This window comes from Streptomyces sp. NPDC048751 (assembly GCF_043198595.1).
In the GTDB taxonomy this organism is placed as follows: Bacteria; Actinomycetota; Actinomycetes; order Streptomycetales; family Streptomycetaceae; genus Streptomyces.
Genome location: NZ_JBICUX010000002.1, coordinates 432,964 through 459,961 on the forward strand (window position 1 = coordinate 432,964; position 26,998 = coordinate 459,961).

A 26,998-nucleotide genomic window follows, 5' to 3' on the forward strand; every position below is an offset into this window, starting at 1 on the left:
GTCTTCCTATCCACGGCGCACACGATCCACAACTCCTTTAGTCGCTGGAGGAATCGGCTCGCTCGTACCGCAGGAGTGCGACACCGTTGCCGAAGGTCCGGCTCTCGACGAGCCGGAGCGAGGTGTGCGTCGACGTGCGGGGAAACAGGGGCTTGCCTTCGCCGATGAGGACGGGGTGGACGTACACCCGGAACTCGTCGACCAGGTCGTGGCGCAGGAATGCGGCGGCGAGGTCGGCGCCGCTGACCGTCATGTCACCGCCCGGCTGCTCCTTCAGCGCCCTGACCTCCTCCGGGACGACGTCCCGCACGATCGTGGTGTTCCAGTCGGCGTGCTGGAGCGTCCGCGAGTACACGATCTTCGGCTTGTCCCGCCAGATCCCGGCGAACTCGGCGACGGTGGGCGAGGCGTCGGGGTCCTGGTCGGCCGTGGGCCAGTAGTCGGCCATGAGTTGGTGCGTGACGCGGCCGGAGAGGAAGGCACCGAGTGGTCGGAGGGTGTCGTTCATGTGCTGATGCAGTTCTTCGTCGACGCGGTGCCAGCTGATGTCACGGTCGGGGCCTTCGATGAAGCCGTCGAGGGAGATCCCCGCCATGAGGATGATGTTCCGCATGCGGTGCAAGGTAGCGGTGACCGGCGCGGCCGGAGCTGTTGCCACGCCTTGCCGTGGGGATACGTTCGGTACGGATGCCGGACGACGGCGACGGTCGGGGGTGGGCTGGGCGTGAGGCTGCGGTGGCGGGACGGGCGGGGGACGTTGACGGTCCCGGACACGGGCAAGGGAGGCTTGTCGGTCCCGCTGGAGATCGCGGCCTCGTACCGGGCGCGCACCCGCGGGCTGTTGGGCCGGGACTCCGTCGACGGGGCGATGCTGCTCTCCCCCGCCAACAGCGTCCACACCTTCCGCATGCGCATCCCCATCGACGTCGCCTACCTCTCCCGCGACCTCACCGTCCTCGCCGTCCGCACCATGCGCCCCGGCCGCCTCGGCCTGCCCCGCCTGCGGGCGCGGCATGTGCTGGAGGCGGAGGCGGGGGTGATGGCGGGGTGGGGGGTGCGGGTGGGGGTACGGGTCGAAGTCACCGTCGCTCGCAGCCACTGACGGGCTTTCAACCCGCGCCCCCGACACCGGACGTCCGGGCCTACATGCCCGGCTCTGACGCAGCGCCGGCGTTCGGCGGGCGGTGGCAGGCACAGCCGCAGCGGCGCACCAGCATGAGGCCCCCGCCGTACGGCAGCGGAATGTCCCTCAGCCTGCGACACGTTCCGTGCACGTCTTCGTACCCGGGCTGACGGGCCAGCGTGCACTCCGGTGACAGCTCCCGCGTGGCAGCCGCCGAGCCAGGTCGCACGCTCACCGCTCGTCCCCGGCTCGGCCGGACTGCGGCAGGGTGGTGCGGGCATCCGGCTGTGGCGGGAAGTGCACGGCGCACGCCCGGCACGCGTACACGACGAAACCCGGCCCCGAGTTCTGGTGCACCACGCAGACCACGACCGGAGTCTCGGTGGTCACCTGGCAGCGCACACACATCCGCACGGGCGGACGGGGCGCCTTGCCTTCCGTACCCATCACGCCGCCCTCTCCGCGCCGACCACATGCCGGTCGAGGTCGACTCCGAAGTCCGCCGCGAGGACCAGAGCCACACGGCGCCGCGTCTGCCGCGCCCGCTCCAGCTCCCGTTCCCGGTGAGACCGCTCCGCCGCGAGCACGTAGGGGCGGACCGGCGCCGTCGCCCGGCCGTCGAGCGGCACGGGCAGCCCGTACGGGGAACGGTGGACGGGCAGCCGTACGGCAGCAGGGCCGGGTGCATCCGTCTCGTGCGCGAGGGTCGGCACGGCGGCGGTGCGCGTGCCCGCCCTCCGCCTGCCGGTGCCGGGCGCGCACACGTCCAGGACCCAGCGCAACAGCGCGTGGATAATGCTCACTGTCATCAGCTCCTCAGAGGCTGGTGGCCATGCCCCGGGACCGTTCGCGCGGTCGCCGGGGTTTCGTGTGCACCGACCCTACTAAGCCATGTAGAGCTATGTATAGCTCTCTAAAGATTCGCGTAGCTCAGCACCGGCCTACGTTGCCCTTGTGAGTGACCGCAGTGAGGTGCCCGACTTCAACCCGCAGGGGTCCCAGCTCATCTACGCCGCCGTGGCAGACCACATCGAGGCGAGGATCCGAGCCGGAGAGCTCCAGCCCGGTGCACGCCTGCCCTCGGAGCGCGATCTCGCGCAGGAGTACGGCGTCGCCTACCTCACCGTCCGCCGGGCCGCCCAGGTCCTCCGTGAGCGGGAGCTCATCGAGACCGTTCACGGCCGCGGAACCTTCGTCGCCGACCCCCTGCCCGAAGAGGCTCCGGGCGCCCCGGGCTAGGGCGAGGGGGCGGCGATGAAGGGTAGGACAGCGTGTCAGCGATTCAGGTCCATGACCCCGACTCCCAGCCTGTTATAAGCATCCGGCGCGACAGTCGCCATCAGTGCACCTTCGGGCAGCATGGCGTTCGGTCGCGCCGCGTGTACCGCTGCCGCGACCCCGAAGGGGACGTTGTCGCGGGACAATTCAGCCACCGTCACGGCCATGGCGTAGTCGTCATCGAGCAGACGGAGGACGTCCAGCAGCACACCCGCATGCGCGACGACGCCTGGGCGTTCGCGCTCGGCCTCCAGGAGGCACAGGACGGGCGCCCACAGACGGACGTCGTCGCTGGCCGCCGCTGCATGGACCAGGCTCGAGACCTGCTTGTTGCCGCCCATCGCCAGGAGCGTGGGCGTGTCGAGGACATAGTGTTCGGTCAGGTTCAACGCGACGACGGCAAGTCCGTGAGTGCGGACCGGTGAGCCGCGGTGGCCTCGCGCATCTTCCGCCGCATCTCTGCCGACTCCTCGTCCGTCACATAGTGGCCGAACCTCTCAGCGAGCAGCGCGCGGGTGCGAGCGGCCCGCTCCTTGATCTGCTCTGGAGTCAGCGTCTGAGCGGCTATCTCCCGCATCAGGGACCGGACACTGATCCCACGTGCCTCCGCCACGGCGGCAAGCTGGTCACGGACTTCGGCGGGCACGCGGATCATGACGTCGGACATGGCTCAAGTATACGTAACGTATACGTCGGGCGCCGCAGGTCGAGAGTCCCGCCCGGAGAAGGCATTACCATCGCCGAGCTCCTCGCCCGCCGAGGCCGGCTGGTCCTGCGCAGACCGCTCAGCTCGCCGCGCGCGGGAACGTGACCTCCACCCGTCGGTTCTTCTTCCGTCCCTCCTCCGTGGCGTTGGACGAGATCGGGTACTGCTCGCCGTAGCCGCGCACGTCGAAGGTGACGTTCGGGTCGTTCAGCTCGTCGTCCAGGACGGCTTGTACGGCGTTGGCGCGTTGCCGGGACAGGACGTCACCGTGGGCGGAGGAGCCGAGGTTGTCGGTGAAGCCGAAGACGCGGATCTTCGTGGCGTTCTGGGTCTTGATCTCATCAGCGATCGCGACGATCCTCGCCTTCGACTCGGCGCTCAGCTTCGCGCTGTCCTTGCTGAACAGCACCTCGGCCTGCAACGCGAACTTCACGTCCGCGTTGGTGTCCTCACGGCGCTCGTCACCGCTCTGGTCCTCCACGACGGACTTGATGTCGAGCACCTTGACGGAGGCTAGGGTGGCGCCTTCGGGGAGCTTGAGGTCGGGGTCGTTGGGGTCGACCTGGACGGGGGCGGCGGCAGTGGGTTCGGTGCCTGGGGGGACGCTGGGAGAGTCGTCGGCGTGGGCCGACGGGGCTTGCGTGGCGAGGACGAGAGTGGCTGCGACGAGCAGGGGGGTCCTCGTCTTGCGGGTGAGGGTCATGGTCGGCCTCACCCTGAGATGTTGATGCTGGCCGTGGGGAAAGTCGGCAACTGGAAGCTGACCTGTGTCGTGCTCGCCGGTGGCGCCGGGAACTGCAGGAAGATGGGGATCGTCTCGCCCGCCTTCACCGTTTGTACCCCGCTGGTGGTAAGCGGCCGCCCATCAGTGTCCCGAAGCACGTAATAGCGCTTCTTGCCCTTGGAGTCGACGAGAGTGGCCCCGCCGAAGGACTGACCGTTTCTCATGATCTCGGTCTCGTTACCGGTGAGCTGGGACGAGAGCACGCTCGTCTTGCTCCCGTCGTTCTTGAGGTCGGCGTTGATGGTGACGAACCCGCCGGCGTCCCTCGTGGCTGACATGATCTTGAGGTTCAGGCCGTCCGGTCCCCGGAGTTCGGCCAGAGGCTCCTCCGACTGCCCTTCCTGAGGACTCGGCCCGGATCCGTCGTCCTTGGAGGCGGACGCCGACTTCTCCGGCTTCTTGTCATCGCCTCCGTCTCCGCCCCCGCCGCAGCCGGCCACACCGCTGGCCAGTCCGGCCGCGACGGTCAGCGCGACCACCCCCCTGCGGGCCTTCGCAGTGAACCGAATGCTCATCGTTCTGTTTCCTTCTCCACGAGTCGTTCGCTTGTCAGTCGTCGGCCAGGTGGACGTCGAAGAGGTCCTCGGGCTTCGGAAGACTGGCGCTGTCGTCCGGGTCCGGGGTCCACGTCTTGCCGCCCTCACAGGCGAGCTCAGGCAGTACGTCGCTTCCGGGGGTCAGGTCCGGGGGCTCGCAGAGAGGCTCGATGACGGCTCGGGCCTCCGCCTTCGCGTACATGCCTTCCGTGCCGGGGACGATGGAGTCTCCGACGGGCTTGTTGGTCATGACGCGCACCTTGTAGGCAAGCAGCCCGTCGGGCTGGCACGGCTCGTCCAGGTGGGAATCGTTCAGCGCCGCCAACTCATCAGCGCGCACGCACGAATCTGGGTCCACATCCAACTTGCCGTCGAAAACGTCCTGCCACTTGTCCGGGTCGCGTATGTCCCTCAGCCACTGGTCTGCGAGTTGGTCCCGGGTGTCCTGGGCCGCCGCAAGAGCCGCCGCATCCGCTGCCGTCTGGGCACCGTTCCGGCTCACCGCACCCTGGCCAACGGCGAGATAGGCGAACGCAAGAAAGAGCAGGCCCGCCACCACCGTGATGTAGATGGGGAAGGCCTGCCCTGCGTCACCGCGCCTGCGCGCAGGCTTAGGCATCAGGTGATTTCGGCGATCTTCGTCTTGATCTTGTCGAGGATCGTCTTGCCGATGTCCGTACCCGTGATCGCCAACACGATTGCCACGACCACCGCGATGATGCCCAAGTACTCGACCGCGGTCTGACCCCTGTCGCCGCCACGCCGCCGAACCGCCTCGACCGTCGTGTTCTTCCAACCGTTCACGCGCACCTTGGCCGCGACGGCCGTCTTCAGCATCAGGTCGCTCATGGTGTTCCCTTCCGGGGGTCGCCTTACCGGGACCGTAAGCCGAAGATCCCCGATCGCCCCAGGGCCCCAGGACCCAATTGCGGGCCCAGGCGGGGCCCATCACCGCTCCCCCCGCCACTTCGCCGTCGCCTCCGTGCGGTTCGTGCTGTGGAGTTTGGCGAAGATGCGGTTGATGTGGTTCTTGACGGTCTTCTCGCTGATGAAGCAGGTGGCGGCGATCTGCTGGTTGGTCATGCCGGATGCGATGAGGTCCATGATCTCCGCCTCCCTCGCGCTGAGTCGGAACGCCGACCGTGCCGATGAAGACTGTCCCACAGATGGTTGCAGTTGCGAAAGCTCTTTCGCGAAAGTGGGTGGTAGAGCGGAAGTAGAGACATCGTCATCGTGTGCACTCGCACCGCCCTGAAAGTGTGCCAGCAGCGCCGCCGCCGCGGTCGGTGTGAAGTGCGGCCGGCCGCGCCTGATGTCCCGTACCGCGGTGACCAGTTCGTCGACGGTGAACTCGCCGTGGACGAGATAGCCGCCCGCGCCCCTGCGCAACGCCTCCTGGACGATCTCCGATTCGCCGCTGTACGTGAGCATCATGACCGGGGCGAGACGGACCAGATGGGGAAGCGCCTCGATGCCGTCGACGCCGGGCATACGGACGTCCAGGAGGATGACGTCGGGGGTGTGGAGACGCGCGGCCTCGTACGCCTCGCGGCCGTCAGCCGCCTCCGCCACGACCGTGATGTCCTCGCGGCCGGAGAGGAGTGCCGTCAGGCCCGCACGGACCACGGGGTTGTCGTCGGCGACGACCACCCGCAGCGGGACGGATGGCGGAGAGTTCTCGAAGGGGCTCGGGGGTGGGGGTGGCATCGCGCGGCCTCCTCTCGTCTCGTCCGTGTCCGGCAGGCGTACCCGTCACGTCATACGTGTGCGGCGGCCCCGGACGTCAGTGTCGTCAGCGGGAGTTCCAGGCGGACCTCCGTGCCCGTGGGGTGCGTACCGCGTCCGATGTGGAGGCCGGCGCCCACCGAGGCGGCCCGTTCGACCATGCCGACCAGGCCGAAGTGGCCGGTGCGGCGGAGTTGTTCGAGGCTGGTGTCGGGGGGCAGGCCGGGTCCGTCGTCGTACACCGTGACCCGTAGACAGCCGTCGTGGACGCCCGCCTCCACCTCGACCCGGGACGGGGACGCGTGGCGGTGGGCGTTGTCCAGGGCCTCCGCGGTGATGGTGAGCAGGTGGCGGGCCACCGTGGACGGAACGCGCGGGACGGGGGCCGAGCCCGTCGGACGGTACGTCGCCGGTACACCCGTGCGTGTGGTGAAGTCGGCCGTGCGCGAGGACAGTTCCGTCAGTAAGTCTGTGCCCGGACTCCCGTCCGGCTCGCTGCGCAGGTCCGACAGGAGTTCGCGGGACTCCGCGGCCGCGCGGCGGGCGCAGCGGGCGACGAGTTCGGCCTGTTGTCTGATCAGGGCGGGGTCCGGGCGGTCGGCGCCCGCCGAGGCGGTGAGGCCGTCCGCGGCCAGGGCGACGCCGTGCAGGGTCTTGGCGACCGAGTCGTGCATCTCGCGGGCGAGGCGGGCGCGTTCGGCGTCGACCGCCTCCGTCGCCGCGAGGCGGGCCCGGACCTCGGTCAGGGCCTGGGTGGCGGTGCCGAAGCGGAGCATCAGGCCGCGCAGGCTGGAGCCGACCGCGCCGGTGATGACGCAGAAGCCGGGGAGGAGGAGGGTCTCGGCGGGGGTGGAGCCCAGGCCCTTCGTGGTGGTGCAGACGAGCAGGAGTATCAGGGACTGGAGGGAGGCGAAGCAGGCCGCTCCGCGCCAGCTGTAGACGATGCCGGCGAGGAGGGGGGTGCAGACGCTGACGTAGGCGAGGGTGGTGTCCGGGCCCGCGGAGATGAGCAGGAGCGAGCCGAAGAGGGTGTCCGCGGCGAGGAGGGCGGGGTGGCGCAGGAGGAGGGGGCCGAAGCGTTCCCAGTCGCGGAAGAGGACGTAGGAGCCCATGAAGGTGAGGACCACGGCGGTGGCCACCAGGCGGGTGGGGACGCCCGGTGCCGCGTTGAGGAGGGCGGCGGGGGCGGCCAGGGCGATCATGGCAAGCCGGAAGCCGAATACCTGCCGGCACATGGCTTGGAGTGCGTTGACCTGGAGGGGGATGGCGGGTGAGGGCGGTACCCGCTCCTGTGGAGCGGGGTCGGCGGCGGCAGCAGCCGGGGCGTCCGGCACCGACGTCGACCGTCCCTTCAACACCCACCGCACCGGCGCTTCCGGCGTAGTCGTCATCCCCTCGCCCTCCCCTACTCGCCCGTGAGCGTGCCGAAGTCCGTGCCGGAGCCGAGCAGCAGGCCCGCGCCGAGCAGGAGCATGGTGGCCGGGACCATGAACGTGGTGATCATCATGGTGGCCTTGGGAACCGCGCGGGCGGCCTTGCGGCGGGCGTTCTGCGCGTCCGTACGGCGCATGTCCTTGGCGATGGAGACGAGCGTGTCGACGATCGGCGCGCCCAGTTCCTCGCCCTGCTGGAGTGCCGTGACGAACATGGCGACCTGCTCGGAGTCGTTGCGGCGGCGCAGTTCCGCGAAGGCCTCGCGGCGGCTCACGCCGAGGTCCATCTGGCGGAGCGTGATGCGGAGTTCGTCCGCCCACGGGCCCTCGTAGCGCGACGCGACCCGGTCGAGTGCCTGGCGGAAGCCGAGGCCCGCGCTGACGACCACGGCGAGGACGTCGAGGAAGTCGGGGAGGGTGCGTTCGATGACGTCCTTGCGGATGCGGATCGCCGACCAGATGCCGACCTCCGTCCAGAACGCGCCGAAGGCCAGCAGGAGCAGGGCCACGAAGTAGTTGCCCCGCAGGAGGAACACCAGGAAGCCCGTACCGCCCAGCGCGCCGTACACCGCGCGGCGGGCGGCGTAGCGGTCGATGGTCAGGCCGCCGGGGTTGCCCGCCAGGTCTATTTTGCGGCGGTACTTGGCGACCTGCTTGGGGCCCATGAGGCGCAGTACGGCGGGGGCGTAGCGCATGCCCATGCGGTCGACGAGGGAGTCGACGGCGCCGGTGCGGGTGGCGCCGACCTCCAGGGCGAGGGCCAGGTCGGAGGGCAGTTTGGCGTCCGCCCGGTACATGCGGATCCCGGCGAAGGCGCCCCAGACGCTCAGCCCCATGAGTGCCGCCAGCAGAAGTCCCATGCTCGCCCGCCCCTCAGACGTCGATCCGCGACATGCGGCGGATCAGGATGAAGCCGACCGCGTACAGCGCGAACGCGATGATCACCGCGCCCTGCCCGAGCGGTGAGCCGGTCATGCGTTCCAGGGCGCCGTCCTTGACGCCGTTCATGAGGAACAACGAGCCCACGCCCATCACCGGTACGGCGTACGAGGTCATGTTGACCTGGGAGAGCTGGGTGCGGATCTCGCGTCGCGTCTCCTTGCGTTCCTCCAGTGTCTCGGTGAGGTTGCGCAGGGCGCCGACCACTTGTCCGCCCGCGCGGTTGGAGAGGACCAGGGTGGTGACGAGGACGACGAGTTCCCGGGAGGGGAGGCGGTCGGCGAGCTCCCCCAGCGCGTCGTCCATCGAGTGCCCGATCGTCAGCTGGTTGGCGACCCGGGCGAGCTCCTCCCCCGCAGGTGCTTCCAGTTCCTCCGCCGCCATGCCGATCGCGGTGCGCAGGGCCAGGCCCGCCTGGGTGGCGTTCGCCAGGATGCGGGCCAGCTCGGGGAGTTGGTTGATGAACCGCTCGATACGTTTCTGGCGCTGCCAGTTGAGGAACTGTATCGCCGCCCAGATTCCGAGCAGCCCGGCGATGGGGCCGAAGAAGGGCGCCAGGGCGGCCTGGCCGACCAGCCACAGGCCGGCCACCGCCGCCAGCATGCAGGCGAAGAACTCGCCGGGGGTGATGTCGAGGCCCGTCGCCGCCAGCCTCAGCTCCAGCGACCGGCCGAAGCGTGTACCGCGCAGGCGCCGGTCCAGGTTGGGGAAGCGGCGTCGGCGGCCGGTGAGCGGGAGCTGTCCGGCGGCGGAGAGACGGTCCGCGAGGGCCGCCTGCTGGGCCCTGCCCTTGGTGTAGAGGTGCAGGCCCACGACGGCGAGGGTGCAGGTCAGCAGGGTGCCGCCGGTGGTGAGGGTGACGAGGGTCTGGAGGTCCATGGGCTGTCCTGCCTACCTGGCTACTCGGGTGGCCAGCTGGTCCACCGTGTGGGCGACGCCGAAGGCCTGGGGAATGGGCTGGCTCGCCATGTAGAGGCGGTCGGCGGTACGGCGTGGAAGGGGGAAGTACTGGAAGGCGCCGTAGACACGGCCGTCGGAGGTCATGGGGCGGGCGTCGAAGCGGGCCACGGTGGCCAGCCGGTACGGCTCCCCGCCGTGGCTGTCGAGCACGGCGATCTCGGTGATGCGGCGGGCGCCGTCGGCGAACCGGGTGAGCTGCACGATGACGTCCACGGCACTGTTGATCTGGTCGTGCAGCGCCACGAACGGCACCTCCACGTCGGACATCGACGCCAGCGTCTGCAACCGCGTCAGGGCGTCCTCGGCGCTGTTGGCGTGCACGGTGGCGAGGGAGCCGTCGTGGCCGGTGGACATCGCCTGGAGCATGTCGAGGGACTCGCCACCGCGGACCTCACCGACGACGATCCGGTCGGGCCGCATGCGCAGCGAGTTGCGGACCAGGTCTCGGATCGTGACCTGCCCCTGGCCCTCGACGTTCGGGGGCCGTGACTCCAGGCGGATCACATGCGTCTGCTGGAGCTGGAGTTCCGCCGAGTCCTCGATGGTGATGATGCGTTCCCCGCCGGGGATCAGACCGGAGAGGGCGTTGAGGAGGGTCGTCTTGCCGGTGCCCGTCGCGCCCGAGACGATGACGTTGAACTTCGCCTGCACCAGCCCCGCCAGCAGCAACAGCATGTGGTCGTCGAGCGAGCCGAAGTCGATCAGCTCGTGCAGGGTGAAGGAACGCGGGAAGCGGCGGATGGTGAGGATCGGGCCGGTCAGCGACAGCGGCGGGATGATGACGTTGACGCGCTCGCCGGACGGCAGCCGGGCGTCGACCATCGGGTTCGACTCGTCCACGCGGCGGTTGACCGTCGAGACGATGCGTTCGATGGTCTGCATCAACTGGTCGTTCGACGCGAAGCGGAGCGGCAACTGCTCGACGCGGCCCGCCCGTTCCACGAAGATCGCGTCCGGCCCGTTCACCATGATCTCGGTGATCGACGCGTCTTCGAGGAGCGGCTCCAGGATGCCGAGGCCCAGCGCCTCGTCGACCACCCGCCGGATCAGCTGCGAGCGCTCGACGGTGGAGAGGACCGGACCCTCACGGCTGATGATGTGCCCCAGTACCCGTTCCAGCCGTGCCCTGCGCTCGGCGGCGGCCAGCGAGCTCATCTCCGCGAGGTCGATCTCCTCAAGGAGCTTGGCCCGGTAGGAGGCGACCAGGTGTCCGTCCTCGCCCCGGCTGCCGTGCTCCTCGGGGGAGTTGATGCGTGCCCGCAGGCTCATGGGGTCGACGCTCCTCGTGGCTCGTGGTCGATCGGCATGGTGGCGGTCTTCACGGCGGGGTCGAACTGCCAGATGAGGACGACGGACGGGATCTGGACCGTGGCGGTGACGGTGACCTCGTCGCCGCCGCGCTCCGGGAGACAGCTGGTCCCGTCGGCGAGCCAGTCACTGACGGCCTCCTGACAGCCCTGCTGGGCGCTCTCGTTGAGCGAGGCGGCCCGTGCCCCCGCCCTCGCCGCCGTACCCGCCTGCTGAGCGGCGTACGCGATGATGCCCAGCTGGATACCGGCCAGCGCGACGAGGAGGAGGATCGGGACGAACCCGAGGTACTCGATGGCGACCTGGCCGCGGTCGCGTCGGCGCCTGTTCCGGTCGTACGACATCTCAGTGCTTCTCCTCCTCCACGGCACCGGCGTGGCCCTCCGCCTTGAACGGGAAGGAGATGCTGCCCGGGAAGAGGACCGGGACGTGGACCTTCACGTCGGCGTGCACATAGCCGGTCCCGTCGCATGCCACCTCCCCCGTCCACGATCCCGAGAGGTGCTTGAGCCCCGCCTCCTGACACACGCCCTGGCGCGCGCCCCGTGGCACCGCCGTCCCCGCTCGCACCGCCTCGTCCGCAGCATTCCCGGCGAGGGTGTAGGCGTACCCCACGAGCACGCACTGCCACACCAGAACCAGGGTCACGATGATCACCGGGGTCATGCCGAGGAACTCGATGGTGACCTGGCCCCGGTCGTGCCCCTTGCCGAGGAACCTGCGCATGCTCATCCCCCTCCGTCCCGGCGCCGCCGGAAGCCGACGGCCCCCCGGCTGCCGCGGTGGCCGCTGCCCTCGGCGGCCTTGACGAGCCCGAGCTCGCCGGCGAGGCCCCACAGGGCCTGTTTCACCGTGCTCTTGTTGTCGAGGGCGTGGATACGGCCCGCGTCCACGGCGCCCTGGAGTTCCTTGAAGTTGGCGGGGACGGTGGTCGAGGCGATTCCGGTGCCGGTGATCTTCTGTATGAGGGCGGGCTGGATCTCCGTACCGCGGGTGTGGCGGTTGACGACGATCGTGGTCTCCTCCGCCTTGCGGATCTGGAGGCGGTCCCACATGCGGACGGTGCGTTTGGCGCCGCGGACGGCGAGCACGTCCGGGGTGGTGACCAGCAGGGCGGTGTCGGCCATCTCGACGGCGGCGGCACCGGCACCGCCGAGCTGGGCGCCGCAGTCGACGACCACGACCTCATAGCGGGAGCGCAGGGCGCTGACGATCTGGCGGGCGGCGCGGTCGGTGACCTCCTCGCCGCGTTCGCCCTCGCCGGGCGCGAGCAGCAGGGCGAGCCCGGTGTCGTGGCGGAAGACGGCGTCGGCGAGGACGCGGGGCGAGATGTCGGTGATGGTGGCCAGGTCGACGACGGAGCGGCGGAACTGGACGTCCAGGTAGGAGGCGATGTCCCCGGTCTGGAGGTCCATGTCGAGGAGGGCCGCGCCGCGCCCCGACGCCTGGGCGGCGAGGGCGAGCTGGATGGCGGTGAGGGTGGTGCCGACACCGCCCTTGGCGCCGCTGACCGTGACGACGGTGCCGCCGACGCCCGTGAACACGTCGCCGCCATGCCCGAGATGGCGTCTGACGCCCACCGACCACTGGGCGACGGCCTGGACGCGGTGGGCGAGTTCCTCGTAGCTGAGGGGCAGCGCGACCAGACCGCGCGCGCCGGAGTCCATGGCGGCGGCGAAAAGGCCGGGGCCGGCGTCGGTGGTGATGAGGATGACGCCGACGGCCGGGAAGCGCAGGGCCACCTCGCGGATGAGCTCCAGGGCCGGTACGGGCCCGATCCGCTCGTGGACGACGACGACCTCGGGCAGTTCGTCGACCGACTCGGCGGCGAGGCGGGCGAGGGTGTCGACGAGCTGGGTGGAGTCGACGACCGGGGCGACCGGTTCGGCGTCCGGGAGCTGGCTGAGCAGGGTCGTGATGGAGCGGACGGCGTCCGGGTCGCCGACTGCCGGGAGGATCCTCGTGGGCATGGCGGCCTCTCACTTGTCCTTCGTGAGTTCGTACGTACGGTCCTTGTCCGGCACCGTGCTGTCGCCGCCGGGCGCCACCAGCGCGAGCCGGACCCGCTTGGCGAACGACTCGGCGTACGTGATGCGCTGGGCGTCGAGGGAGGACAGCGCGAAGGTGATCGGGACGGCGTCCGTGGGTTCCCGGGTGCGGTCCTCCGGGTCGGGTTCGAGGGCCTTCAGATCGCCGACGTCCAGGACTTTGGCATTTGTTACGATGATCTTGGACTGATCGGGGGCACCCTCCCGGTCACCCTCGAAGGTGGCGTACACGTTGACCGTGGATCCCGGCGTGATCTTGCCGGCGACACCGGTCGCCGCATCGATCATGATGGCGACCTCCTGCTGCCCCGGCTGCAGGGCGGGTTGGTCCACCATCATGTCGCTCTGCAGCAGGGATCCCTCCTTCAGCGTCGTCACGGCGATCTTCCCCCGTATCTCGGCGAGATCCGTGACCGCGTTGGCGGACAGCCAGCGCTTCGGCATGTCGACCTTCTCGAACTGACCCGTGGTGAGGGCGGTGTAGGGCGGCACGTCGCTCTTCAGCTGATAGGCGGTGACCTCGGGGCCGACCTTGGACTTCACGTCGCTGATGACGGAGAGCACGCCGGCGAACGCGCCGAGGGCGCACAACACCGACAGGATCAGAAGAATCACGCCGCGGCGCTGACGGGAGTTCATGAACCGTGCAACCTCGTTGGGGGGTCGGGTCGAGCGGGCGGGGGGTGTGGCGATTCAGGCCGGTTGGACCTCGTGGAATCTCAGCCGGCGGCGGCCTGATCCCCGTACAGCTGGATTTCGTACCCGGATGACGCGCCCTCGTACACAGGTGGCGTCGCCGAACAGAACACGCAGCGGTCCCCTATCACGTCGACGCCGCACCAGTGGCAGACGGTCTGCCGCACGGACGTGACGAGTTGGTAGAGCACCGACAGGTCGGGCAGATAGGCGCAGAACTCGACCAGCTTGCCGGTCCCCCACCAGTCGGCGGACTCGGCGGGCAGCGGCACCTCGCGCATCCCCTGCGCGTGCCAGGCGGGGGCGAGGGTGGCGGTGACCCAGTCGGACGGGAGCTGCCCCTTGGCGACCAGGAGCGAGGTGTCGAAGTCCGGCCCGGTGAGGTGCGCTTCGGGCCCGATCTTCACCAACTGCGGCTGCGGATGCGCCATCACGCCGAACTGGCTTCCCGGGAGCCACGACCTGGCGTGCGACTTGAGGTTCACCGCGACCCGGTCGAGCCGGGCGACGGAACCCAGCAGCGCGCCGGCGTGGATGTAGTGAGTCAGCAACCGCCCAGCCGAGGCGAGTACACCCGGGCTGAGGTCGCAGGAGGCGAGCTGGCGGAGTTGCCGTACGAGGACGGCGAGCCCGAGGGGCGGGAGTTCGGGCCGGAACAGAGCGATCCGGTCGCTCTCGAGCAGCGACCGCACGGTGTACAACCGCCGCTCCAGCGCGGCCGGTACGGCCCCCGAGTACGCGACGACGACATGTCCGTGCTGCTCGATGACGGCCTGGAGCACGCCCACGGCCCTCTCCAGCGGCACGCTCGCGAAGTCATTGAGGACGACGGCGGGCAGGGTCCGCTCGTCCTGCGGCGGCAGCGCCATGTCGGCACTGGTCACGGCAATGGCAGTTGGCACGCGCAGCTCCCCATATCCCCGCCCGTCGGCGCAGCGCGGTGTTACTCCGCTGCACCGAGGTGACTTCATTGCGTGACTACCTCAGCACTGTATCCACGCGCCTGTGACCGGAGAACAGCGTTTGCCCAGCCGGTAGGCAACTGTCATCTCACAAGTGGCGGCAAAACGGGGCAGGTTGCGCACACGGATTCTCCACATCCGCTGCTCGACCGCTTGGTTCCGCGGCGGACACCAACAACTGGATGTGCTCGGCGGACAGCGGTACGGCCGTGTCGGTGGCGGCCCATTCAGGCGCGGGGGCTCTGCGCGCGGAAAGCCTCTTCCAGCGCGAGCAAGACGCTCCCAGGCCCGCTCAGGTTGCCGTGGAGCATGGATCGCTCTCAGGAAGGGGGAGAGGTAGCGGCCGTGGATGGTGCGCTCACGCATGCCCCGCGTCCAGACCGCCGGTGGATCAGGACTCGTAGTCCTCGATCAAACGGCTGACGAGTCGGTGCAGGACGTCCGCCCGACTGCGGTCCTCCCGCTGTTCGCCCAAAGCGCGCTCGACAGCACGAAGACTGCGCCACGCGCCCGGTTCTCCATCCATGACCCCGTCGACGAGCGGCTCGGAGACCAACGCTAGGCACTCGGCGAGCCGGAGCCGGGTCACGGCGGCCGGGGGGCCGGTGTCGGGGTCTGCGAAACCATCTGTCAGATATCGCGCGGGATCGCTGAGGCTCCAGCCGACCATGGCCCCTTCCTGGACGAGGAGGCATACATCCGAGGCGATGCCGATCCGCGCGGGTGCCGGGCCTTCGAGGACATCAAGGTCCTTCAGGCACATCAGCTCAGCAGCGTCGGACGTGCAGCAGAAAGCGGTCGTCTGGAGCAGGGCGAACTCCTCCGCGGTGGCCGCGCGCAAGCCGCCCAGCTGCGGCGGCAGTCCATTCGGCCGCATGCGACAAATCTGTGCGGGAGCGGACTTCAGGGGTACGTGCAACGTGACACCGATCAGTTCCCGAGTGTCGGCGGCAAATCGAACCTCGTCGGTGTCCGACCACAGCCATTGCATGCTCCCGAACGACGTGCCGATCAGCCGCTCTCGACCGGCCGGGTCCGCGTAACCAGCGACGATCACCTGAGGTCCGGTGATGTCGAAGCGAGGCGTGAACGTCAGCGGACGCCCCGTGGTCTCGACTTCCATGGTTTCGCCCATCGAGAATTTCACTGGGATTCCGCCTCACCGGATCTGCTGCGCCGGCGGCATGGTGCCGCCTCTTGAGCTCGGAACGTTCCCGTTCACGATATCGTCGTGGGTTACCGGCGGGCCGGGGTCATCGGCCGCGCCACCCACTGCCTTGGCCCCGGACTCTCCCTTGACTCCGGACGGGCCGTACCCGGTTATCACATCGCCCGCGCCCGCCCCGGGGCCTTTCGTGACCACGATGTCCTCACCCTGTCGGAAGATGAGGTTCCCGCGGCCGCCCGCGGACAGGTACACGGCGTCCGGGCTTTTCAGGATTTCGAGCACGCGGTCATCGTCAAAGTGCGGATGGTAGCCACTGTCCCTACGCACTTTGCCCTCCTGGGCACGAGCGATGATCTTGTCCGCAGTGCTCTGTGCCTTTTCCACCGGACACTTCGGCGCGAGACCGAGGGGGTCGGCCCAAATATGTGGATTGCGGACGTACGAGTAGGGATCGGGGGCGGGAGCGAGCCCGAGAGGATCGGAGGTGAGGTACCGGGCCGTTTCCGGGTCATAGTGGCGGAAGTAGTTGTAGTGCAGGCCCGTTTCCGGGTCGTAGTACTGGCCGGGGAAGCGGAGGGGCGTATAGGTGGTGCTGTCAGCGGCCCACGCGGTGGCGCCCCACAGGGTGCGTCGCGTGCGCCAGGCCAGGTCCCCGCGTTCGTCCAGGAGTTCGGTCGGGGTGCCGACCAGGTCGGTGACGATGGAGAAAAAGCGGGAGTCGATCTCCTCTTGTGGTGCGTCGGCGGTGGTGATGCGTTCCGTCTGGGCTACTGGGTACAGGCCTCGGTGGTCCCAGGTGAGGGTGACCGGGTTGGGCAGGGTGACGGACGTTGTCGTCTGTTCGCATAGGGTCGTGCCGTCCCACGTGAAGTCCACTCGCTCGACGACCGTTTCGCCGTCCTCCACCAGGCGGCACTTCGCCGTGCGGCGGCCCAACGGGTCGTACCTGTAGCACCAGCGCGTGCCGTCCGGGGTGGTCACCCCCGTGAGGCGGTCCTCCGCGTCCCACTCGTAGCGCCAGGTGTCCGCCTTGCGGGACAGGCGGGTCTTCTGGCGCAGGGTGATGCGGCCGAGGGCGTCGTGTTCGTAGCGGACGTTGCCGGCTCGGGTGATGCGGGTGCCGACGTATTCGCGGGGGCCGGTCGCCTCCCCGCCGGGATGGGATGTCGGCCAGTGCGCACTCGTCTGGTTGCCCGCCACGTCGTACGCGTACGACTCCGTCCAGTTCGCCGCGTGGACCGCCGTCACGCGCCCCGTCGCGTCCAGGTCGAAGCGGCGGGAGCCGGAGAGGTGGTCGTCGACGCCGATCAGGTTGCCGTCGGCGCGGTAGGTGTAGGACCGGTGCTGCACCGCACGGCCGCCCGCGCCCGTCACCGACTGGGTCGTCAGGCGGCCCAGTCGGTCGAAGGTGTGCTCCAGGGTGACCGTCTCGCCGATGCGGCGCGCCAGTTCACGGCCTGCCGGGTCGTACGTGATGTCGATCGAGCGGCCGGAGGCAACCATGCCGGTACGCCGGCCGGCGGCGTCGTACGACCATGTCGTCGTCGCGCCGGTCGGAGTCGTACGGCCCGTGCAGCGGCCCAGCTCGTCGTACGTGTACGTCAGCGTGCGGCCGTCGACCGTCTCCGAGCGCAGGCGGCCGAAGCGGTCGCGCAGGAGGGTCAGGCGTGTGTCGTCAGTGCCGATGGCTTCGGCCAGCTGGTCCGTCATGTCGTACGCGTACGTCGTGACCCGGCCCGCCGCGTCCTTGCGGATCACCTGGCCCAGCGCGTTGTGCTCGAACCGCGTCACCTCGCCGAGCGCGTTCGCGCGGGCGATCAGGCGGTCAGCCGGGTCGTACGTGTATGTGAGCGTGCGGTCGTCGAAGTCCGTCTCCGCGATGAGGCGTCCGGCCGCGTCGTACTCGTAATCCCACGTCAGGCCCTGCGGGTTGGTGACCTTCGTCAGCCGCAGTTCCAAGTCGTGGTCGAAGTCGTAGCGCACGCCGTCCGGGCCAGTGCGGGCGGTCAGCAGGTCGAAGTGGGTGTACTCGAAACGGGAGATGCCGCCCATCGGATCCGTGTGGGTGGTGCAGTTACCCTCGCCGTCGTACGTCCATGACTCCGTCGAGCCGTCGGCCGCCGTACGGCGGACCAGGTGGCCCTCCACCGTCCACTCCAGGCGGGTCACGGCGCCCGTGGGGTCCGTGAGGCTGACCGGGCGGCCGAAGGCGTCGCGTTCGTAACGCGTGGTCGCGCCGAGGGGGTCCGTGATCTGAAGGGGAAGGCCCGCGCGGTCGGACACGATCGTGGTCGTGTGGCCCAGCGGGTCGGTGACCGACGTTACGTGGCCTGCCTCGTTGTGGGTGAAGTGCGTAGTGCGGCCCGATGGAGACGTCACCGACGTGCGGTTGCCGCGGTCGTCGTACGTCTGGCGGACCACCGTGCCGTCCGCGTTCACCACCTTCACCGGAAGGCCGAGTTCGTTGTACTCGGCTCTCGTCTCGCGGCCGTCCGGGCGGACGAGGGCCAGAAGGTTGCCTGCCTCGTCGTACCGGAACGTGGTGGTGTGGCCCAGGGGGTCCGTCCGGGACAGCAGGCGGTGGTAACGGTCGCGTTCGAAGCGGGTGACCGCGCCGAGCGGGTCGGTCTCGGCGACGATCTGGCAGGCGTCGTTGACGACGTAGCGCCGGGTGTGGCCCTCGGCGGTGGTCGCGGTCGTCACGCGCAGGCCGGTCTCCGGGTCCCTGTCGTCGTAGGACAGGCGCAGGGTCATGTGGCCGTGCGTGCCGCCCTCTGCGATGCAGCGGTCCTGGTCGTCGTACTCGTAGGTGTAGCCGCGGTCGTTGGTGTCCGTCCAGGAGGTGACGCGGCCGGACTGGTCGTAGGTGAAGCGGAGTGGGAGGCCTGAGGAGTTGATGACCTCGGTCAGGTTGCCGTCGGTGTAGGCGTAGCGCTTCAGCTCCTCGCCCGTGGCAGCGAGGTAAAGGGCCGTCACGCGGCCCGCCTCCGTGGTCACGCGGACGTGGTAGCCGCCGCTGGAGGTCACGGCCAGCGGGGTGCCCTCGGCGTCGTACTCGAAGGTGATCCAGTTGCCGTTGCGGTCGTCGATCTGTTCCAGGACCGCCAGGTCGTCGCCGCGGTCGGCGAAGTGCCAGACGCGGTGGGTGGTGGGGTCGGTGACCGTGTAGCCGCCGTCCTCGCGGTCCAGCGGCCAGCGGGGGCCGTGGGAGGGGAGGGTGGGCAGGCCCGGGGCCGGGTGTGGGTAGGCGAGGAGCAGGCCGTCCTCGGTGACGAGGACGACTCCCTCCGCGTCGATCTCCAGGCGCTGGTCGAGGGTGGACGACCAGGAGGGGCCGAACCACCTGCCGTAGTGGTAGCCCGACTCCACCCGCCGTCTGAAGACGAGGGGGAGAGCGCCGGGCAGCGCCACGTCGGTCTGCGGCAGGTACATCTTGCCGGTGGTGAGGTCGACCGGGTCCGTGGGGTCTTTCTTGGGCTTCTCGCTGGGGTTCTGGGTGTCGTGCTGTTCCGCGTGCTCTCTGGCGGCCTTCGTGGCGCCCTTGCGCGTGCCCTGCTCGGCGGCCTCCTCCATCCCCTCCTTCACGGCGGTCCGCAGCCCGCCCCGCGCCAACCCCAGGCCCTTGGTGCCGATCAGTTCCGGGATCAGGCGACCGATGCCCTCCGACGGGTCCTTCTTGAAGCCCTCCCACATCGACTTCACCGCACGCTCGGGATGCGCGGCGGTGGAGACCAGGCCGGAGAGCGTCATGCTGACGTTCTGCAGGTACTGGGCGGGGTGGGTGATGTTGTAGCCGTCGAGGGGGTTCAGGCCCCGGGCGAAATTGATCAGCCCAGCGCCGCCCTTCACCACACCCCCAGCCACGTGCATGATCTCGGTGTTGACCGCCATGTAGCCGTCTTCGGCGTTCGCACGGAGACGGTCCAGGGCGGGCGGTTCGGCAGGCGCGTGCGCGAGAGCGGCCTGCACGGAGGTGGCGGCGGTGCGGCCGGCGTCGTTGCGCTGACGGCGGGCCTCGGCCAGGATCTCGTGAGCGCGCTTGATGTCCGCGGTGCCGGGATCCTTGAACGGTTCCGGGCGCGGCCCCGGATCCTCGTTCGCCTTGACCTTCGCGTTGTAGGCGTCGACCCGCTTGTTGTACGACGACACCGCGTCGTCCGAGGCCTTCTTGCCCTTCTTGTACAGGTCGATGGCATCCTGCGCCTGACCCTGCGCCCACTTCACCGTGTCGGCAAAGTCCTCCAACGCCTTGGCCGCCTTGTCGCAGGCATCCGCAGCATGCAGCCACTTCGTGGGATGCATCGCGAACTTTTCACGGAAGGTGTCGGCAGCCGCACCCTTCCAATGCGAGGAATCGAGGCCGCGCATTCCCTCGCCGACCTTGTCGAACGCCTTGCGGAAGTCCTTCAGATGCGACGCCGACGACCGGATCGTGCCCGGGCTGCCATGGATCAGCTCGTTCGCCTGATCACTCTGACCAAGCTGCTGCTCCCCCGGCGTCGCACCGAGATCCGAGGCCAGCTCGTCGCCGAAATCCTCGACCTTGTCAGCCCAGTCATCGGCACCGACCTTCTCCAGGCCCGCGCCGATGAGGTCGGTGCCCTTGTCGATGCCCTCACCGACAAGCTTCTTCCCCGCGTCCCAGCCGTCCTCGAGCTTGTCCAGACCACCGTTGACGAAGTCACCGAGCCCCATCAGCCGCCCTCCCCACCCAGCCGACCATCTGGATCAGCGCCACCAGTTGAACGGGTCACCAGCCGCCTGCAGGTCCTGCACAGTCACGAATCGGCACTCGCCGGTCACGCCATGCACCTCGATACAGGTGGGTCCGTAGACCATGTACTTGTCGTCCCTGGTCGACAGGTACTTGACAGACTGAAAGCTGAAGTAGAAGAAATTACCCTTCGCCGCCTTATGACTGTCCTCTTCGAACAGAGCGACCTCGTTGTCCCAACCAGCAGATGCCTGCCGAAGGAAGTCCGCGGCCAACCGCTCTGCTTGTTCCTGCGTATACATCACTTCGTCCTCATCAGACCGGGTCACCTGTCACTTCCGGCGATCGAAAGGGTCTACTTCCGAGAATTCCTGCATACCGACCCATCGACTCTCGCCGGTCGCCTTGTGCACCGCGATGGCGGGCGGGCCATAAAGGAGATGCCTGTCGTCCCCAGTGGCTAGATATTCGACAGAAGTATAGGTGAAGTAGAAGGAGTCGCCTTTCTCTCCCTTGGAGCTTTCCTTGTCCACCAGGACAGCCTCGCGATCCGATCCGACAGTCTCCCGTCGGAGAAAATCCGCGGCCAACTGCTCTGCTTGTTCCTGCGTGTACATCAGTTCGTCCTCAGCAGCTTGAATGTATTGTAAAGGGTAGGGTCGACAAATCCCGTCTGCATGTCGATGAAGAGCACCCGACCCTGCTGGTTCACGATATTGAATACGTGGCCCGGCATTCCCTCACCGGGCCTCGCTGCGACGATACCGCGGGCACCGTCCCCCGAATTTCTGATGTGGTCGACCATGTTCCAGAAATCGGTCTTCTTGAAGCTCGCCCCGTACACATGCTCCAGGCGATCAAGGGACTGGAGTCCCCCCATGTCTCCGGGCACCGGTTTGATCCCCTCGCCGCGCATGTACCGTTCGAATGCGTCGGCTACAAAGGTGCAGTTCGTGTTCCCGCCCTCGGGGTTGAACTGCTTTGCCATGTCAGGGAAGTTGGGGCTCTCGTACGGTTTCGGCGGGATCGGCGACTTCTGTGGGGCCAGGCCGAGCGGATCGCAGGAAACAGAAGGCCGGTCAACATACCCGACCGGGTTGGCCGCCGGGGCCAGGCCGAGGGGGTCCAGGCTGACGTACTGGCCGACTTCGGGGTCGTAGTACCGGAAGTAGTTGTAGTTGAGGCCGGTCTCGGAGTCGCAGTACTGCCCCGGGAAACGCAGTGGGGTGTAGGCCTGGCTCCCGACCGACCAGGAGAGCTTCCCCCAGTTCGTGGACCGGGCTCGCCAGGCGATCTCTCCTGACTCGTCGATCAACTCGCAGGGAGACCCCGAGAGATCGGACACGATGGCGAAGAACCGGGTGTCTATCTCCTCCTGCGAGGCCGTCGCCATGGCCCTGCGCTCGCTCTGGGCAACCGCTTCGCCGCCGTTGAGGTGCCACGTCAGGGTCAGTGAGTCACGCGAGTCTCCCCAGGTGGTCGTCTGCTCGCAGAGGGAGACGCCGTCCCAGGTGAAGTCCACCTGCTCCAGTACGTCGACACCGTTCGCGGCGACGCGCTGCTTGCCGATGCGTCTGCCCAGGGCGTCGTACTGGTACCGCCATGTCGTGCCGTCCGGGGTGACGACCTCGGTGAGCCGGTCCTCCGCGTCCCAGCTGTACCGCCAGGTGTCCGGCTTGCGGGAGAGCCGGGTCTTCTGGCGCAGCACGACTCGTCCCGCGGCGTCGAGCTCGTATCGGATCCGGCCGGCGCGCACCAGGTCGGCGCCCTGGTAGGCGCGATCACCGCACCCGTCGTCGCCGAACTGCCGCGCGGACCAGTCGGCGGCTGTCTGGTTGCCCAGCTGGTCGTACGCGTAGGACTCCGCCCATCCGTCCCCGCTGACCCGAGTGGTCCGGCCTGCCTGATCGAGTTCATAGTGCCGAACACCGCTCAGTTGGTCATCGACCTTGGTCAGGCTGCCATCGGCTCGGTAGGCATAGGTCCTCGACTGGATACGCCGGCGGGAGTGCTCCACCGCTTGGGAGACCAGCCGGTTCATCGCGTCGAACGACCGGGAAACGCTCAGCGACTCGCCGAACCGGCGACCGACTTCGCGGCCGATCCGGTCGTATTCCAGTGCGATCACGCGACCGTCGGCCGTGAACCGGAAGGGCCTCCCGTCAGGATCGTATTCCCAGGCACTGACGGCACCCGACGGCGTCGTACGTCCGGTCAGCTGCCCGAACTCGTCGTACTGGTAGGCCACTTCACGGCCGTTGATGCGTTCGGACACCAGGTTGCCGTGCCGGTCGCGCAGGAGGGAGAGTTCAGCATGGCGGTTGGCGGCGTGCGCGATCTGGTCGGTGAAGTCGTAGGTGTACGTCGACACCTCCCCGTCGACGCTCTTGCGGACGACCTGCCCGAGGTCGTTGTGCTCGAAGGAGACGACCTGGCCGAGGGCGTTCGTTCGGGATGTCAGCTCGCCGGCGGCGTTGTACGAGCAGCGGGTGACGCGGCCGCCGAAGTCGGTTTCGGTGATGAGCCGGCCGACCGCGTCGTACTCGTAGGTCCACGTCTGGCCGTGGGGGTTGGTCACCCGGGTCAGGCGCAGTTCGTTGTCGTAGGCGAACTCGTAACGGGAGCCGTCCGGTTCGGTGCGCGCCGTCAGCAGGTCGAACTGGGCGTACTCGAAACGGGTGACTCCGCCGACCGTGTTCGTGTGCGTGAGGCAGTTGCCCTCGCCGTCGTACGTCCACGATTCCTCGGTCCCGTCCGGATTGCGCCGACGGGTGACATGGCCCTCGACGGACCATTCCACCTCACCGGTCGCACCGAAGGGGTCCGTGATGGTGGTGACGCGGCCGAAGGCGTCCCGCCCGTATCGCATGGTGTTGCCGGCGTGATCGCGGACCTCGACGGGCAGACCAGCCGCGTCGCAGCGGATCTCGGTCAACCTGCCGTACTGGTCGCGCACCCCGCGCAGATGCCCGTGCTCGTCGTACGTGAAGGTCTGCCTGCCGCCGGCTGAGTCGGTGACCGACGTGCGGTTGCCGACGGCGTCGAACTCCTGACGGAGCGAGCCTCCGTCCGGGCGCCCCATGCGCGTGAGCAGCCCACGGTCGTCGTAGGACAACGTCGTTCGCCGTCCGTCCGGGCGGATGACCTCCGTCAGGTTCCCCTGAGGGTCGTACCGGCAGGCAGTGGTACGGCCGATGGCGTCCGTCTCGGACAGCAGGCGGTTGTACCGGTCACGGGTGAAGCGCCGGGTGTGCCCCGCCGGATCCACGATGGCGACGATCTGGTGGAGATCGTTGACGTGGTACTGGCGTGCCGCGCCCACGCCGTTGACCGCCGTCGTGGTCCGCAACCCGGTTTCCGGGTCTCTCTCGCCGTACGCCAGCCGGAGGCTCATGTGCCCGTCGGTGCCGCCCTGCGCGGTGCAACGGTCCTGGCCGTCGTACTCGTACGTGTACGTGTGCTCGTTGGTGTCCGTCCAGGAGGTGACGCGGCCGGACTCGTCGTAGGTGAAGCGGAGTGGCAGGCCTGAGGAGTTGATGACCTCGGTCAGGTTGCCGTCCGTGTAGGCGTAGCGCTTCAGTTCCTCGCCCGTGGCGGCGAGGTGGAGGGCCGTGACGCGGCCCGACTCCGTGGTGACCCGGACGTGGTAGCCGCCGCTGGAGGTCACGGCCAGCGGGGTGCCCTCGGCGTCGTACTCGAAGGTGATCCAGTTGCCGTTGCGGTCGTCGATCTGTTCCAGGACCGCCAGGTCGTCGCCGCGGTCGGCGAAGTGCCAGATGCGGTGGGTGTGCGGGTCGGTGACCGTGTAGCCGCCGTCCTCGCGGTCCAGGGGCCAGCGCGGGCCGTGTGAGGGGAGGGTGGGCAGGCCAGGTGCCGGGTGCGGGTAGGCGAGGAGCAGGCCGTCCTCGGTGACGAGGACGACTCCCTCCGCGTCGATCTCGAGGCGTTGGTCGAGGGTGGAGGACCAGGACGGGCCGAACCAGCGGCCCAGGTGGTACCCGGATTCCACCCGTCGGGTCAGTTGCAGGGGCAGGGCGCCGGGGAGGGTGACGTCGGTCTGCGGCAGGTACATCCTGCCGGTGGCGAGGTCGATCGGGTCGGTGCCCTTGCTTTCCACGGCTTCGCCGGCCCGGGAGTGTTGCGCGGCGTCCTTCGCGCTCTTGCGCGCCCCCTGCTCGGCGGCCTCCTCCATCCCCTCCTTGACCGCGGTCCGCAGTCCGCCCCGGGCCAGGCCGAGTCCCTTGGTGCCGATCAGTTCGGGGATCAGGCGACCGATGCCCTCGGAGGGGTCCTTCTTGAAGCCCTCCCACATCGACTTCGCCGCCCGCTCCGGGTGCGCGGCCGTGGAGACCAGGCCGGAGAGCGTCATGCTGACGTTCTGCAGGTACTGGGCGGGGTGGGTGATGTTGTAGCCGTCGAGGGGGTTGAGGCCGCGGGCGAAGTTGATCAATCCCGCACCGCCCTTCACCACACCCCCCGCGACGTGCAGGATCTCGGTGTTGACCGCCACGTACCCGTCCTCGGCGTTCGCACGGAGGCGGTCCAGGGCCGGGGGTTCGGCGGGCGCGTGCGCCAGGGCGGCCTGCACGGAGGTGGCGGCGGTGCGGCCGGCGTCGTTGCGCTGACGGCGGGCCTCGGCCAGGATCTCGTGAGCCCGCTTGATGTCCGCCGTGCCCGGGTCCTTGAACGGTTCCGGGCGCGGGCCCGGATCCTCGTTCGCCTTGACCTTGGCGTTGTAGGCGTCGACGCGCTTGTTGTACGACGTCACCGCGTCGTCCGAGGCCTTCTTGCCCTTCTTGTACAGGTCGATGGCGTCCTGGGCCTGGCTCTGCGCCCACTTCACCGTGTCGGCGAAGTCCTCCAACGCCCTCGCCGCCTTGTCGCAGGCATCCGCCGCGTGCAGCCACTTGGTCGGGTGCATCGCGAACTTCTCACGGAAGGTGTCAGCGGCCGCACCCTTCCAGTGCGAGGAATCGAGGCCGCGCATTCCCTCGCCGACCTTGTCGAACCCCTTGCGGAAATCCTTCAGATGCGACGCCGAGGCACGGATCGTGCCCGGATTGCCATGGATCAGCTCATTCGCCTGGTCGCTCTGACCGAGCTGCTGCTCACCCGGGGTCGCGCCCAGGTCCGAGGCCAGCTCGTCGCCGAAGTCCTCGACCTTGTCGGCCCAGTCATCCGCACCGACCTTCTCCAGACCCGCACCGATGAGGTCAGTGCCCTTGTCGATGCCCTCACCGACAAGCTTCTTCCCCGCGTCCCAGCCGTCCTCGAGCTTGTCCAGACCCCCGTTGACGAGATCGCCGAGGCCCATCAGCCGGTCTCCTCGCCCTGCTGTCGGGGCTGCAGTTGCTGCTGCTGAGCCCGCTCTTCCGCGGAGGGGCCGAAGGTCTCGTCCAGGAAGGTCTCGTACTGCTCGTCACTCACACCCGCGGCTTGCCGGAGGTTGAGCGGGCCGGGGATGGGTCCTGCCATCGCCTGCGAGGTCATCACATCGCGGCCCGCGTCCTTCCAGCCCTGCTTGCTGTTATCCCACGCCTGCTCGAAGGACTCCGCGCTGTAGTCGGGGTTTCTCATGGAGTCCATGCCGGTGTTGGCGATCTGGCGCCAGCCCATCTGCGTGACCTCGTCCTCGGAGGCGTACGGATTGCCCACCAGGGAGTTGGCACCGATCTTCAGGGCGCCCTCGACGTACTGGTCCGTCTCGTACATCGTGCCCGCCGACAGGCCCACGTTCTGCGCGAAGACGTTGCCCTCGATCACGAGGTCGCGCACGCCCCACTCCCAGCGCTCGCAGAACGACTTGAAGGCCGAGGTCAGACCGTCATGCCCCAACTCCAGCCCCGACAGGGCGAGCTCCTCGAAGCCACGGCCGGAACCGGCCATGCTGTCGATGCCCAGCTCCTTCAGCTCGGAGAGGGTCATCGTGATGCCCTGGGCGATGGATTCGAGGCCGACCGCCTGAAGGTCCTTGCCGCCGCTGCCGCCGCTGCCGCCGGTTTCACCGCTCACCGCGTCTCCTCCCCGTCCACCGTCTCCGCGTCCACCGCGGCCGCGTCCGGCACGATCCCCGTCACCGGCGGGAACAGCACGCCGTCCCCGTCGCTGCCCACGTCCAGCGCCACCCCGGTCGGCACGCCCGTCGCCGGGACACCGGCGTCCAGCAACCGCGCGCCCAGCACCCGCCGGTACTCCCACTCCCGCTCGCCTTCGCCCCTCGCGATCGCGAACCTGGCCAGCGCCGACTCGTCCGAGAAGGCGTAGATCCAGCGGATGCCGCCGTAGTCCCCGACGAGGGGGGCCTCGTCCTTGTCGAGCGGTACGAGTACGGGTGTCCGGCGGAACTCGCCGAGCAGTGCGCCGAATTCGCGGCGAGCGCGGGCGATGTCTTCCGATTCGGCCGGGGCGGGGACCGTGGCGGGGGCCGTGGTGGTCGAGGGCTGCTCGGGGGGTTCCGGCGCGGGGGCGGGCGTCGGTGACGCGGTGCCGCTGGGCGGGGTCTCGCCGTCCGCGGCGGCCGGCTCGGCCATCTCCGCGTAGTCGTCCAGCCGCGACCTGCGTCCACGTTCCTGCGGGCCGCTGCCCCCGTGATCAGCCATGCCCGAAATCATCACACCG

General features: G+C 68.9%; 28 protein-coding genes. 2 read left to right on the top strand and 26 right to left on the bottom strand.

What is annotated here, in order from left to right; all coding sequences use genetic code 11:
* Positions 1-37: 37 nt before the first annotated feature.
* Entirely contained in the window at positions 38-613 is a 576-nt protein-coding gene (locus ACGFNV_RS08840) for a dihydrofolate reductase family protein (protein WP_393620637.1), read from the bottom strand.
* Between the two features lie 111 nt (positions 614-724).
* On the opposite strand from ACGFNV_RS08840, the gene ACGFNV_RS08845 reads away from it, so the two are divergent.
* A complete protein-coding gene (locus ACGFNV_RS08845; RefSeq protein WP_393620638.1) occupies positions 725-1,102 on the top strand; it encodes a DUF192 domain-containing protein in 378 nt (125 codons plus the stop codon).
* A 252-nt stretch (positions 1,103-1,354) separates the two neighbouring features.
* On the opposite strand, the gene ACGFNV_RS08850 is transcribed toward ACGFNV_RS08845, so the two are convergent.
* A complete protein-coding gene (locus ACGFNV_RS08850) occupies positions 1,355-1,573 on the bottom strand; it encodes a hypothetical protein (protein ID WP_393620639.1) in 219 nt (72 codons plus the stop codon).
* Entirely contained in the window at positions 1,570-1,932 is a 363-nt protein-coding gene (locus ACGFNV_RS08855) for a hypothetical protein (protein WP_393620640.1), read from the bottom strand. Before ACGFNV_RS08855 ends, ACGFNV_RS08850 begins: the two co-directional genes overlap by 4 nt.
* Before the next feature lie 145 nt (positions 1,933-2,077).
* Here ACGFNV_RS08855 and ACGFNV_RS08860 point away from each other — a divergent pair, with 145 nt between their 5' ends.
* Entirely contained in the window at positions 2,078-2,362 is a 285-nt protein-coding gene (locus tag ACGFNV_RS08860) for a GntR family transcriptional regulator (RefSeq protein ID WP_393620642.1), read from the top strand.
* A gap of 35 nt (positions 2,363-2,397) precedes the next feature.
* Here the strand turns inward: ACGFNV_RS08860 and ACGFNV_RS08865 are convergent, their stop codons facing one another.
* The 23 genes from ACGFNV_RS08865 to ACGFNV_RS08975 form a co-directional block, all read right to left on the bottom strand.
* A complete protein-coding gene (locus tag ACGFNV_RS08865) occupies positions 2,398-2,790 on the bottom strand; it encodes a hypothetical protein (RefSeq protein ID WP_393620644.1) in 393 nt (130 codons plus the stop codon).
* Entirely contained in the window at positions 2,787-3,068 is a 282-nt protein-coding gene (locus tag ACGFNV_RS08870) for an Arc family DNA-binding protein (RefSeq protein WP_393620646.1), read from the bottom strand. The genes ACGFNV_RS08865 and ACGFNV_RS08870 overlap by 4 nt, the downstream gene beginning before the upstream one ends.
* A 118-nt stretch (positions 3,069-3,186) precedes the next feature.
* Positions 3,187-3,810, bottom strand: a complete 624-nt coding sequence (locus ACGFNV_RS08875; protein WP_393620647.1) for an OmpA family protein — start codon at positions 3,808-3,810, stop codon at positions 3,187-3,189.
* Positions 3,811-3,818: 8 nt separating this feature from the next.
* On the bottom strand, positions 3,819-4,406 hold the full coding sequence (locus tag ACGFNV_RS08880) for a hypothetical protein (protein WP_393620649.1): 588 nt from the start codon (positions 4,404-4,406) through the stop codon (positions 3,819-3,821).
* Positions 4,407-4,440: 34 nt separating this feature from the next.
* On the bottom strand, positions 4,441-5,046 hold the full coding sequence (locus ACGFNV_RS08885) for a pilus assembly protein TadG-related protein (RefSeq protein WP_393620651.1): 606 nt from the start codon (positions 5,044-5,046) through the stop codon (positions 4,441-4,443).
* Positions 5,046-5,276: a hypothetical protein gene (locus ACGFNV_RS08890; protein WP_393620653.1), complete on the bottom strand. Its 231-nt coding sequence runs from the start codon at positions 5,274-5,276 to the stop codon at positions 5,046-5,048. Before ACGFNV_RS08890 ends, ACGFNV_RS08885 begins: the two co-directional genes overlap by 1 nt.
* A 99-nt stretch (positions 5,277-5,375) precedes the next feature.
* Positions 5,376-6,134, bottom strand: a complete 759-nt coding sequence (locus tag ACGFNV_RS08895; protein WP_393620654.1) for a response regulator — start codon at positions 6,132-6,134, stop codon at positions 5,376-5,378.
* A 50-nt stretch (positions 6,135-6,184) separates the two neighbouring features.
* Positions 6,185-7,543 carry a sensor histidine kinase gene (locus ACGFNV_RS08900; RefSeq protein WP_393620655.1) on the bottom strand — a complete coding sequence of 453 codons (1,359 nt, stop codon included), beginning with the start codon at positions 7,541-7,543 and terminating at the stop codon, positions 6,185-6,187.
* Between the two features lie 14 nt (positions 7,544-7,557).
* Positions 7,558-8,445, bottom strand: coding sequence for a DUF5936 domain-containing protein (locus ACGFNV_RS08905; RefSeq protein ID WP_393620657.1), 888 nt, complete (start codon positions 8,443-8,445; stop codon positions 7,558-7,560).
* A 13-nt stretch (positions 8,446-8,458) separates the two neighbouring features.
* Positions 8,459-9,403, bottom strand: coding sequence for a type II secretion system F family protein (locus tag ACGFNV_RS08910; RefSeq protein ID WP_393620658.1), 945 nt, complete (start codon positions 9,401-9,403; stop codon positions 8,459-8,461).
* 12 nt (positions 9,404-9,415) lie between these two features.
* Entirely contained in the window at positions 9,416-10,753 is a 1,338-nt protein-coding gene (locus tag ACGFNV_RS08915) for a CpaF family protein (RefSeq protein ID WP_393620660.1), read from the bottom strand.
* Positions 10,750-11,136: a TadE/TadG family type IV pilus assembly protein gene (locus tag ACGFNV_RS08920; RefSeq protein ID WP_393620661.1), complete on the bottom strand. Its 387-nt coding sequence runs from the start codon at positions 11,134-11,136 to the stop codon at positions 10,750-10,752. The genes ACGFNV_RS08915 and ACGFNV_RS08920 overlap by 4 nt, the downstream gene beginning before the upstream one ends.
* 1 nt (position 11,137) lies before the next feature.
* The gene (locus ACGFNV_RS08925) at positions 11,138-11,524 is read right to left on the bottom strand and encodes a TadE/TadG family type IV pilus assembly protein (protein ID WP_393620662.1); all 387 of its coding nucleotides are present in this window, start codon (positions 11,522-11,524) and stop codon (positions 11,138-11,140) included.
* Positions 11,521-12,762 (bottom strand): CpaE family protein, encoded by a 1,242-nt coding sequence (locus tag ACGFNV_RS08930; protein WP_393620664.1) that lies wholly within the window; start codon positions 12,760-12,762, stop codon positions 11,521-11,523. The genes ACGFNV_RS08925 and ACGFNV_RS08930 overlap by 4 nt, the downstream gene beginning before the upstream one ends.
* A 9-nt stretch (positions 12,763-12,771) precedes the next feature.
* A complete protein-coding gene (gene cpaB / locus ACGFNV_RS08935) occupies positions 12,772-13,479 on the bottom strand; it encodes a Flp pilus assembly protein CpaB (protein ID WP_393620665.1) in 708 nt (235 codons plus the stop codon).
* 80 nt (positions 13,480-13,559) lie between these two features.
* On the bottom strand, positions 13,560-14,405 hold the full coding sequence (locus ACGFNV_RS08940) for a hypothetical protein (RefSeq protein WP_393621471.1): 846 nt from the start codon (positions 14,403-14,405) through the stop codon (positions 13,560-13,562).
* Between the two features lie 484 nt (positions 14,406-14,889).
* Positions 14,890-15,645 carry a hypothetical protein gene (locus ACGFNV_RS08945; protein WP_393620667.1) on the bottom strand — a complete coding sequence of 252 codons (756 nt, stop codon included), beginning with the start codon at positions 15,643-15,645 and terminating at the stop codon, positions 14,890-14,892.
* A 12-nt stretch (positions 15,646-15,657) separates the two neighbouring features.
* Complete coding sequence (locus ACGFNV_RS08950; protein ID WP_393620668.1) at positions 15,658-20,361, bottom strand: putative T7SS-secreted protein; 4,704 nt, start codon at positions 20,359-20,361, stop codon at positions 15,658-15,660.
* Between the two features lie 33 nt (positions 20,362-20,394).
* Positions 20,395-20,682, bottom strand: coding sequence for a hypothetical protein (locus ACGFNV_RS08955; protein WP_393620670.1), 288 nt, complete (start codon positions 20,680-20,682; stop codon positions 20,395-20,397).
* Positions 20,683-20,712: 30 nt separating this feature from the next.
* Positions 20,713-20,997, bottom strand: coding sequence for a YrhB domain-containing protein (locus tag ACGFNV_RS08960; RefSeq protein WP_393620672.1), 285 nt, complete (start codon positions 20,995-20,997; stop codon positions 20,713-20,715).
* The gene (locus ACGFNV_RS08965; protein WP_393620674.1) at positions 20,997-25,694 is read right to left on the bottom strand and encodes a putative T7SS-secreted protein; all 4,698 of its coding nucleotides are present in this window, start codon (positions 25,692-25,694) and stop codon (positions 20,997-20,999) included. The genes ACGFNV_RS08960 and ACGFNV_RS08965 overlap by 1 nt, the downstream gene beginning before the upstream one ends.
* A complete protein-coding gene (locus ACGFNV_RS08970) occupies positions 25,694-26,392 on the bottom strand; it encodes a hypothetical protein (RefSeq protein ID WP_393620676.1) in 699 nt (232 codons plus the stop codon). The genes ACGFNV_RS08965 and ACGFNV_RS08970 overlap by 1 nt, the downstream gene beginning before the upstream one ends.
* Positions 26,389-26,979: a hypothetical protein gene (locus ACGFNV_RS08975; protein WP_393620677.1), complete on the bottom strand. Its 591-nt coding sequence runs from the start codon at positions 26,977-26,979 to the stop codon at positions 26,389-26,391. The genes ACGFNV_RS08970 and ACGFNV_RS08975 overlap by 4 nt, the downstream gene beginning before the upstream one ends.
* Positions 26,980-26,998: the final 19 nt, after the last annotated feature.

What these genes read in the sequence shown, in the direction of transcription:
- ACGFNV_RS08840 (WP_393620637.1), bottom strand. Translation starts at nt 613, where the DNA reads ATGCGGAACATCATCCTCATGGCGGGGATCTCCCTCGACGGCTTCATC.
- ACGFNV_RS08855 (WP_393620640.1), bottom strand. Translation starts at nt 1,932, where the DNA reads ATGACAGTGAGCATTATCCACGCGCTGTTGCGCTGGGTCCTGGACGTG.
- ACGFNV_RS08870 (WP_393620646.1), bottom strand. Translation starts at nt 3,068, where the DNA reads ATGTCCGACGTCATGATCCGCGTGCCCGCCGAAGTCCGTGACCAGCTT.
- ACGFNV_RS08875 (WP_393620647.1), bottom strand. Translation starts at nt 3,810, where the DNA reads ATGACCCTCACCCGCAAGACGAGGACCCCCCTGCTCGTCGCAGCCACT.
- ACGFNV_RS08880 (WP_393620649.1), bottom strand. Translation starts at nt 4,406, where the DNA reads ATGAGCATTCGGTTCACTGCGAAGGCCCGCAGGGGGGTGGTCGCGCTG.
- ACGFNV_RS08885 (WP_393620651.1), bottom strand. Translation starts at nt 5,046, where the DNA reads ATGCCTAAGCCTGCGCGCAGGCGCGGTGACGCAGGGCAGGCCTTCCCC.
- ACGFNV_RS08890 (WP_393620653.1), bottom strand. Translation starts at nt 5,276, where the DNA reads ATGAGCGACCTGATGCTGAAGACGGCCGTCGCGGCCAAGGTGCGCGTG.
- ACGFNV_RS08895 (WP_393620654.1), bottom strand. Translation starts at nt 6,134, where the DNA reads ATGCCACCCCCACCCCCGAGCCCCTTCGAGAACTCTCCGCCATCCGTC.
- ACGFNV_RS08900 (WP_393620655.1), bottom strand. Translation starts at nt 7,543, where the DNA reads ATGACGACTACGCCGGAAGCGCCGGTGCGGTGGGTGTTGAAGGGACGG.
- ACGFNV_RS08905 (WP_393620657.1), bottom strand. Translation starts at nt 8,445, where the DNA reads ATGGGACTTCTGCTGGCGGCACTCATGGGGCTGAGCGTCTGGGGCGCC.
- ACGFNV_RS08910 (WP_393620658.1), bottom strand. Translation starts at nt 9,403, where the DNA reads ATGGACCTCCAGACCCTCGTCACCCTCACCACCGGCGGCACCCTGCTG.
- ACGFNV_RS08915 (WP_393620660.1), bottom strand. Translation starts at nt 10,753, where the DNA reads ATGAGCCTGCGGGCACGCATCAACTCCCCCGAGGAGCACGGCAGCCGG.
- ACGFNV_RS08920 (WP_393620661.1), bottom strand. Translation starts at nt 11,136, where the DNA reads ATGTCGTACGACCGGAACAGGCGCCGACGCGACCGCGGCCAGGTCGCC.
- ACGFNV_RS08925 (WP_393620662.1), bottom strand. Translation starts at nt 11,524, where the DNA reads ATGAGCATGCGCAGGTTCCTCGGCAAGGGGCACGACCGGGGCCAGGTC.
- ACGFNV_RS08930 (WP_393620664.1), bottom strand. Translation starts at nt 12,762, where the DNA reads ATGCCCACGAGGATCCTCCCGGCAGTCGGCGACCCGGACGCCGTCCGC.
- cpaB (WP_393620665.1), bottom strand. Translation starts at nt 13,479, where the DNA reads ATGAACTCCCGTCAGCGCCGCGGCGTGATTCTTCTGATCCTGTCGGTG.
- ACGFNV_RS08940 (WP_393621471.1), bottom strand. Translation starts at nt 14,405, where the DNA reads ATGGCGCTGCCGCCGCAGGACGAGCGGACCCTGCCCGCCGTCGTCCTC.
- ACGFNV_RS08950 (WP_393620668.1), bottom strand. Translation starts at nt 20,361, where the DNA reads ATGGGGCTCGGTGACTTCGTCAACGGTGGTCTGGACAAGCTCGAGGAC.
- ACGFNV_RS08955 (WP_393620670.1), bottom strand. Translation starts at nt 20,682, where the DNA reads ATGTATACGCAGGAACAAGCAGAGCGGTTGGCCGCGGACTTCCTTCGG.
- ACGFNV_RS08960 (WP_393620672.1), bottom strand. Translation starts at nt 20,997, where the DNA reads ATGTACACGCAGGAACAAGCAGAGCAGTTGGCCGCGGATTTTCTCCGA.
- ACGFNV_RS08965 (WP_393620674.1), bottom strand. Translation starts at nt 25,694, where the DNA reads ATGGGCCTCGGCGATCTCGTCAACGGGGGTCTGGACAAGCTCGAGGAC.
- ACGFNV_RS08975 (WP_393620677.1), bottom strand. Translation starts at nt 26,979, where the DNA reads ATGGCTGATCACGGGGGCAGCGGCCCGCAGGAACGTGGACGCAGGTCG.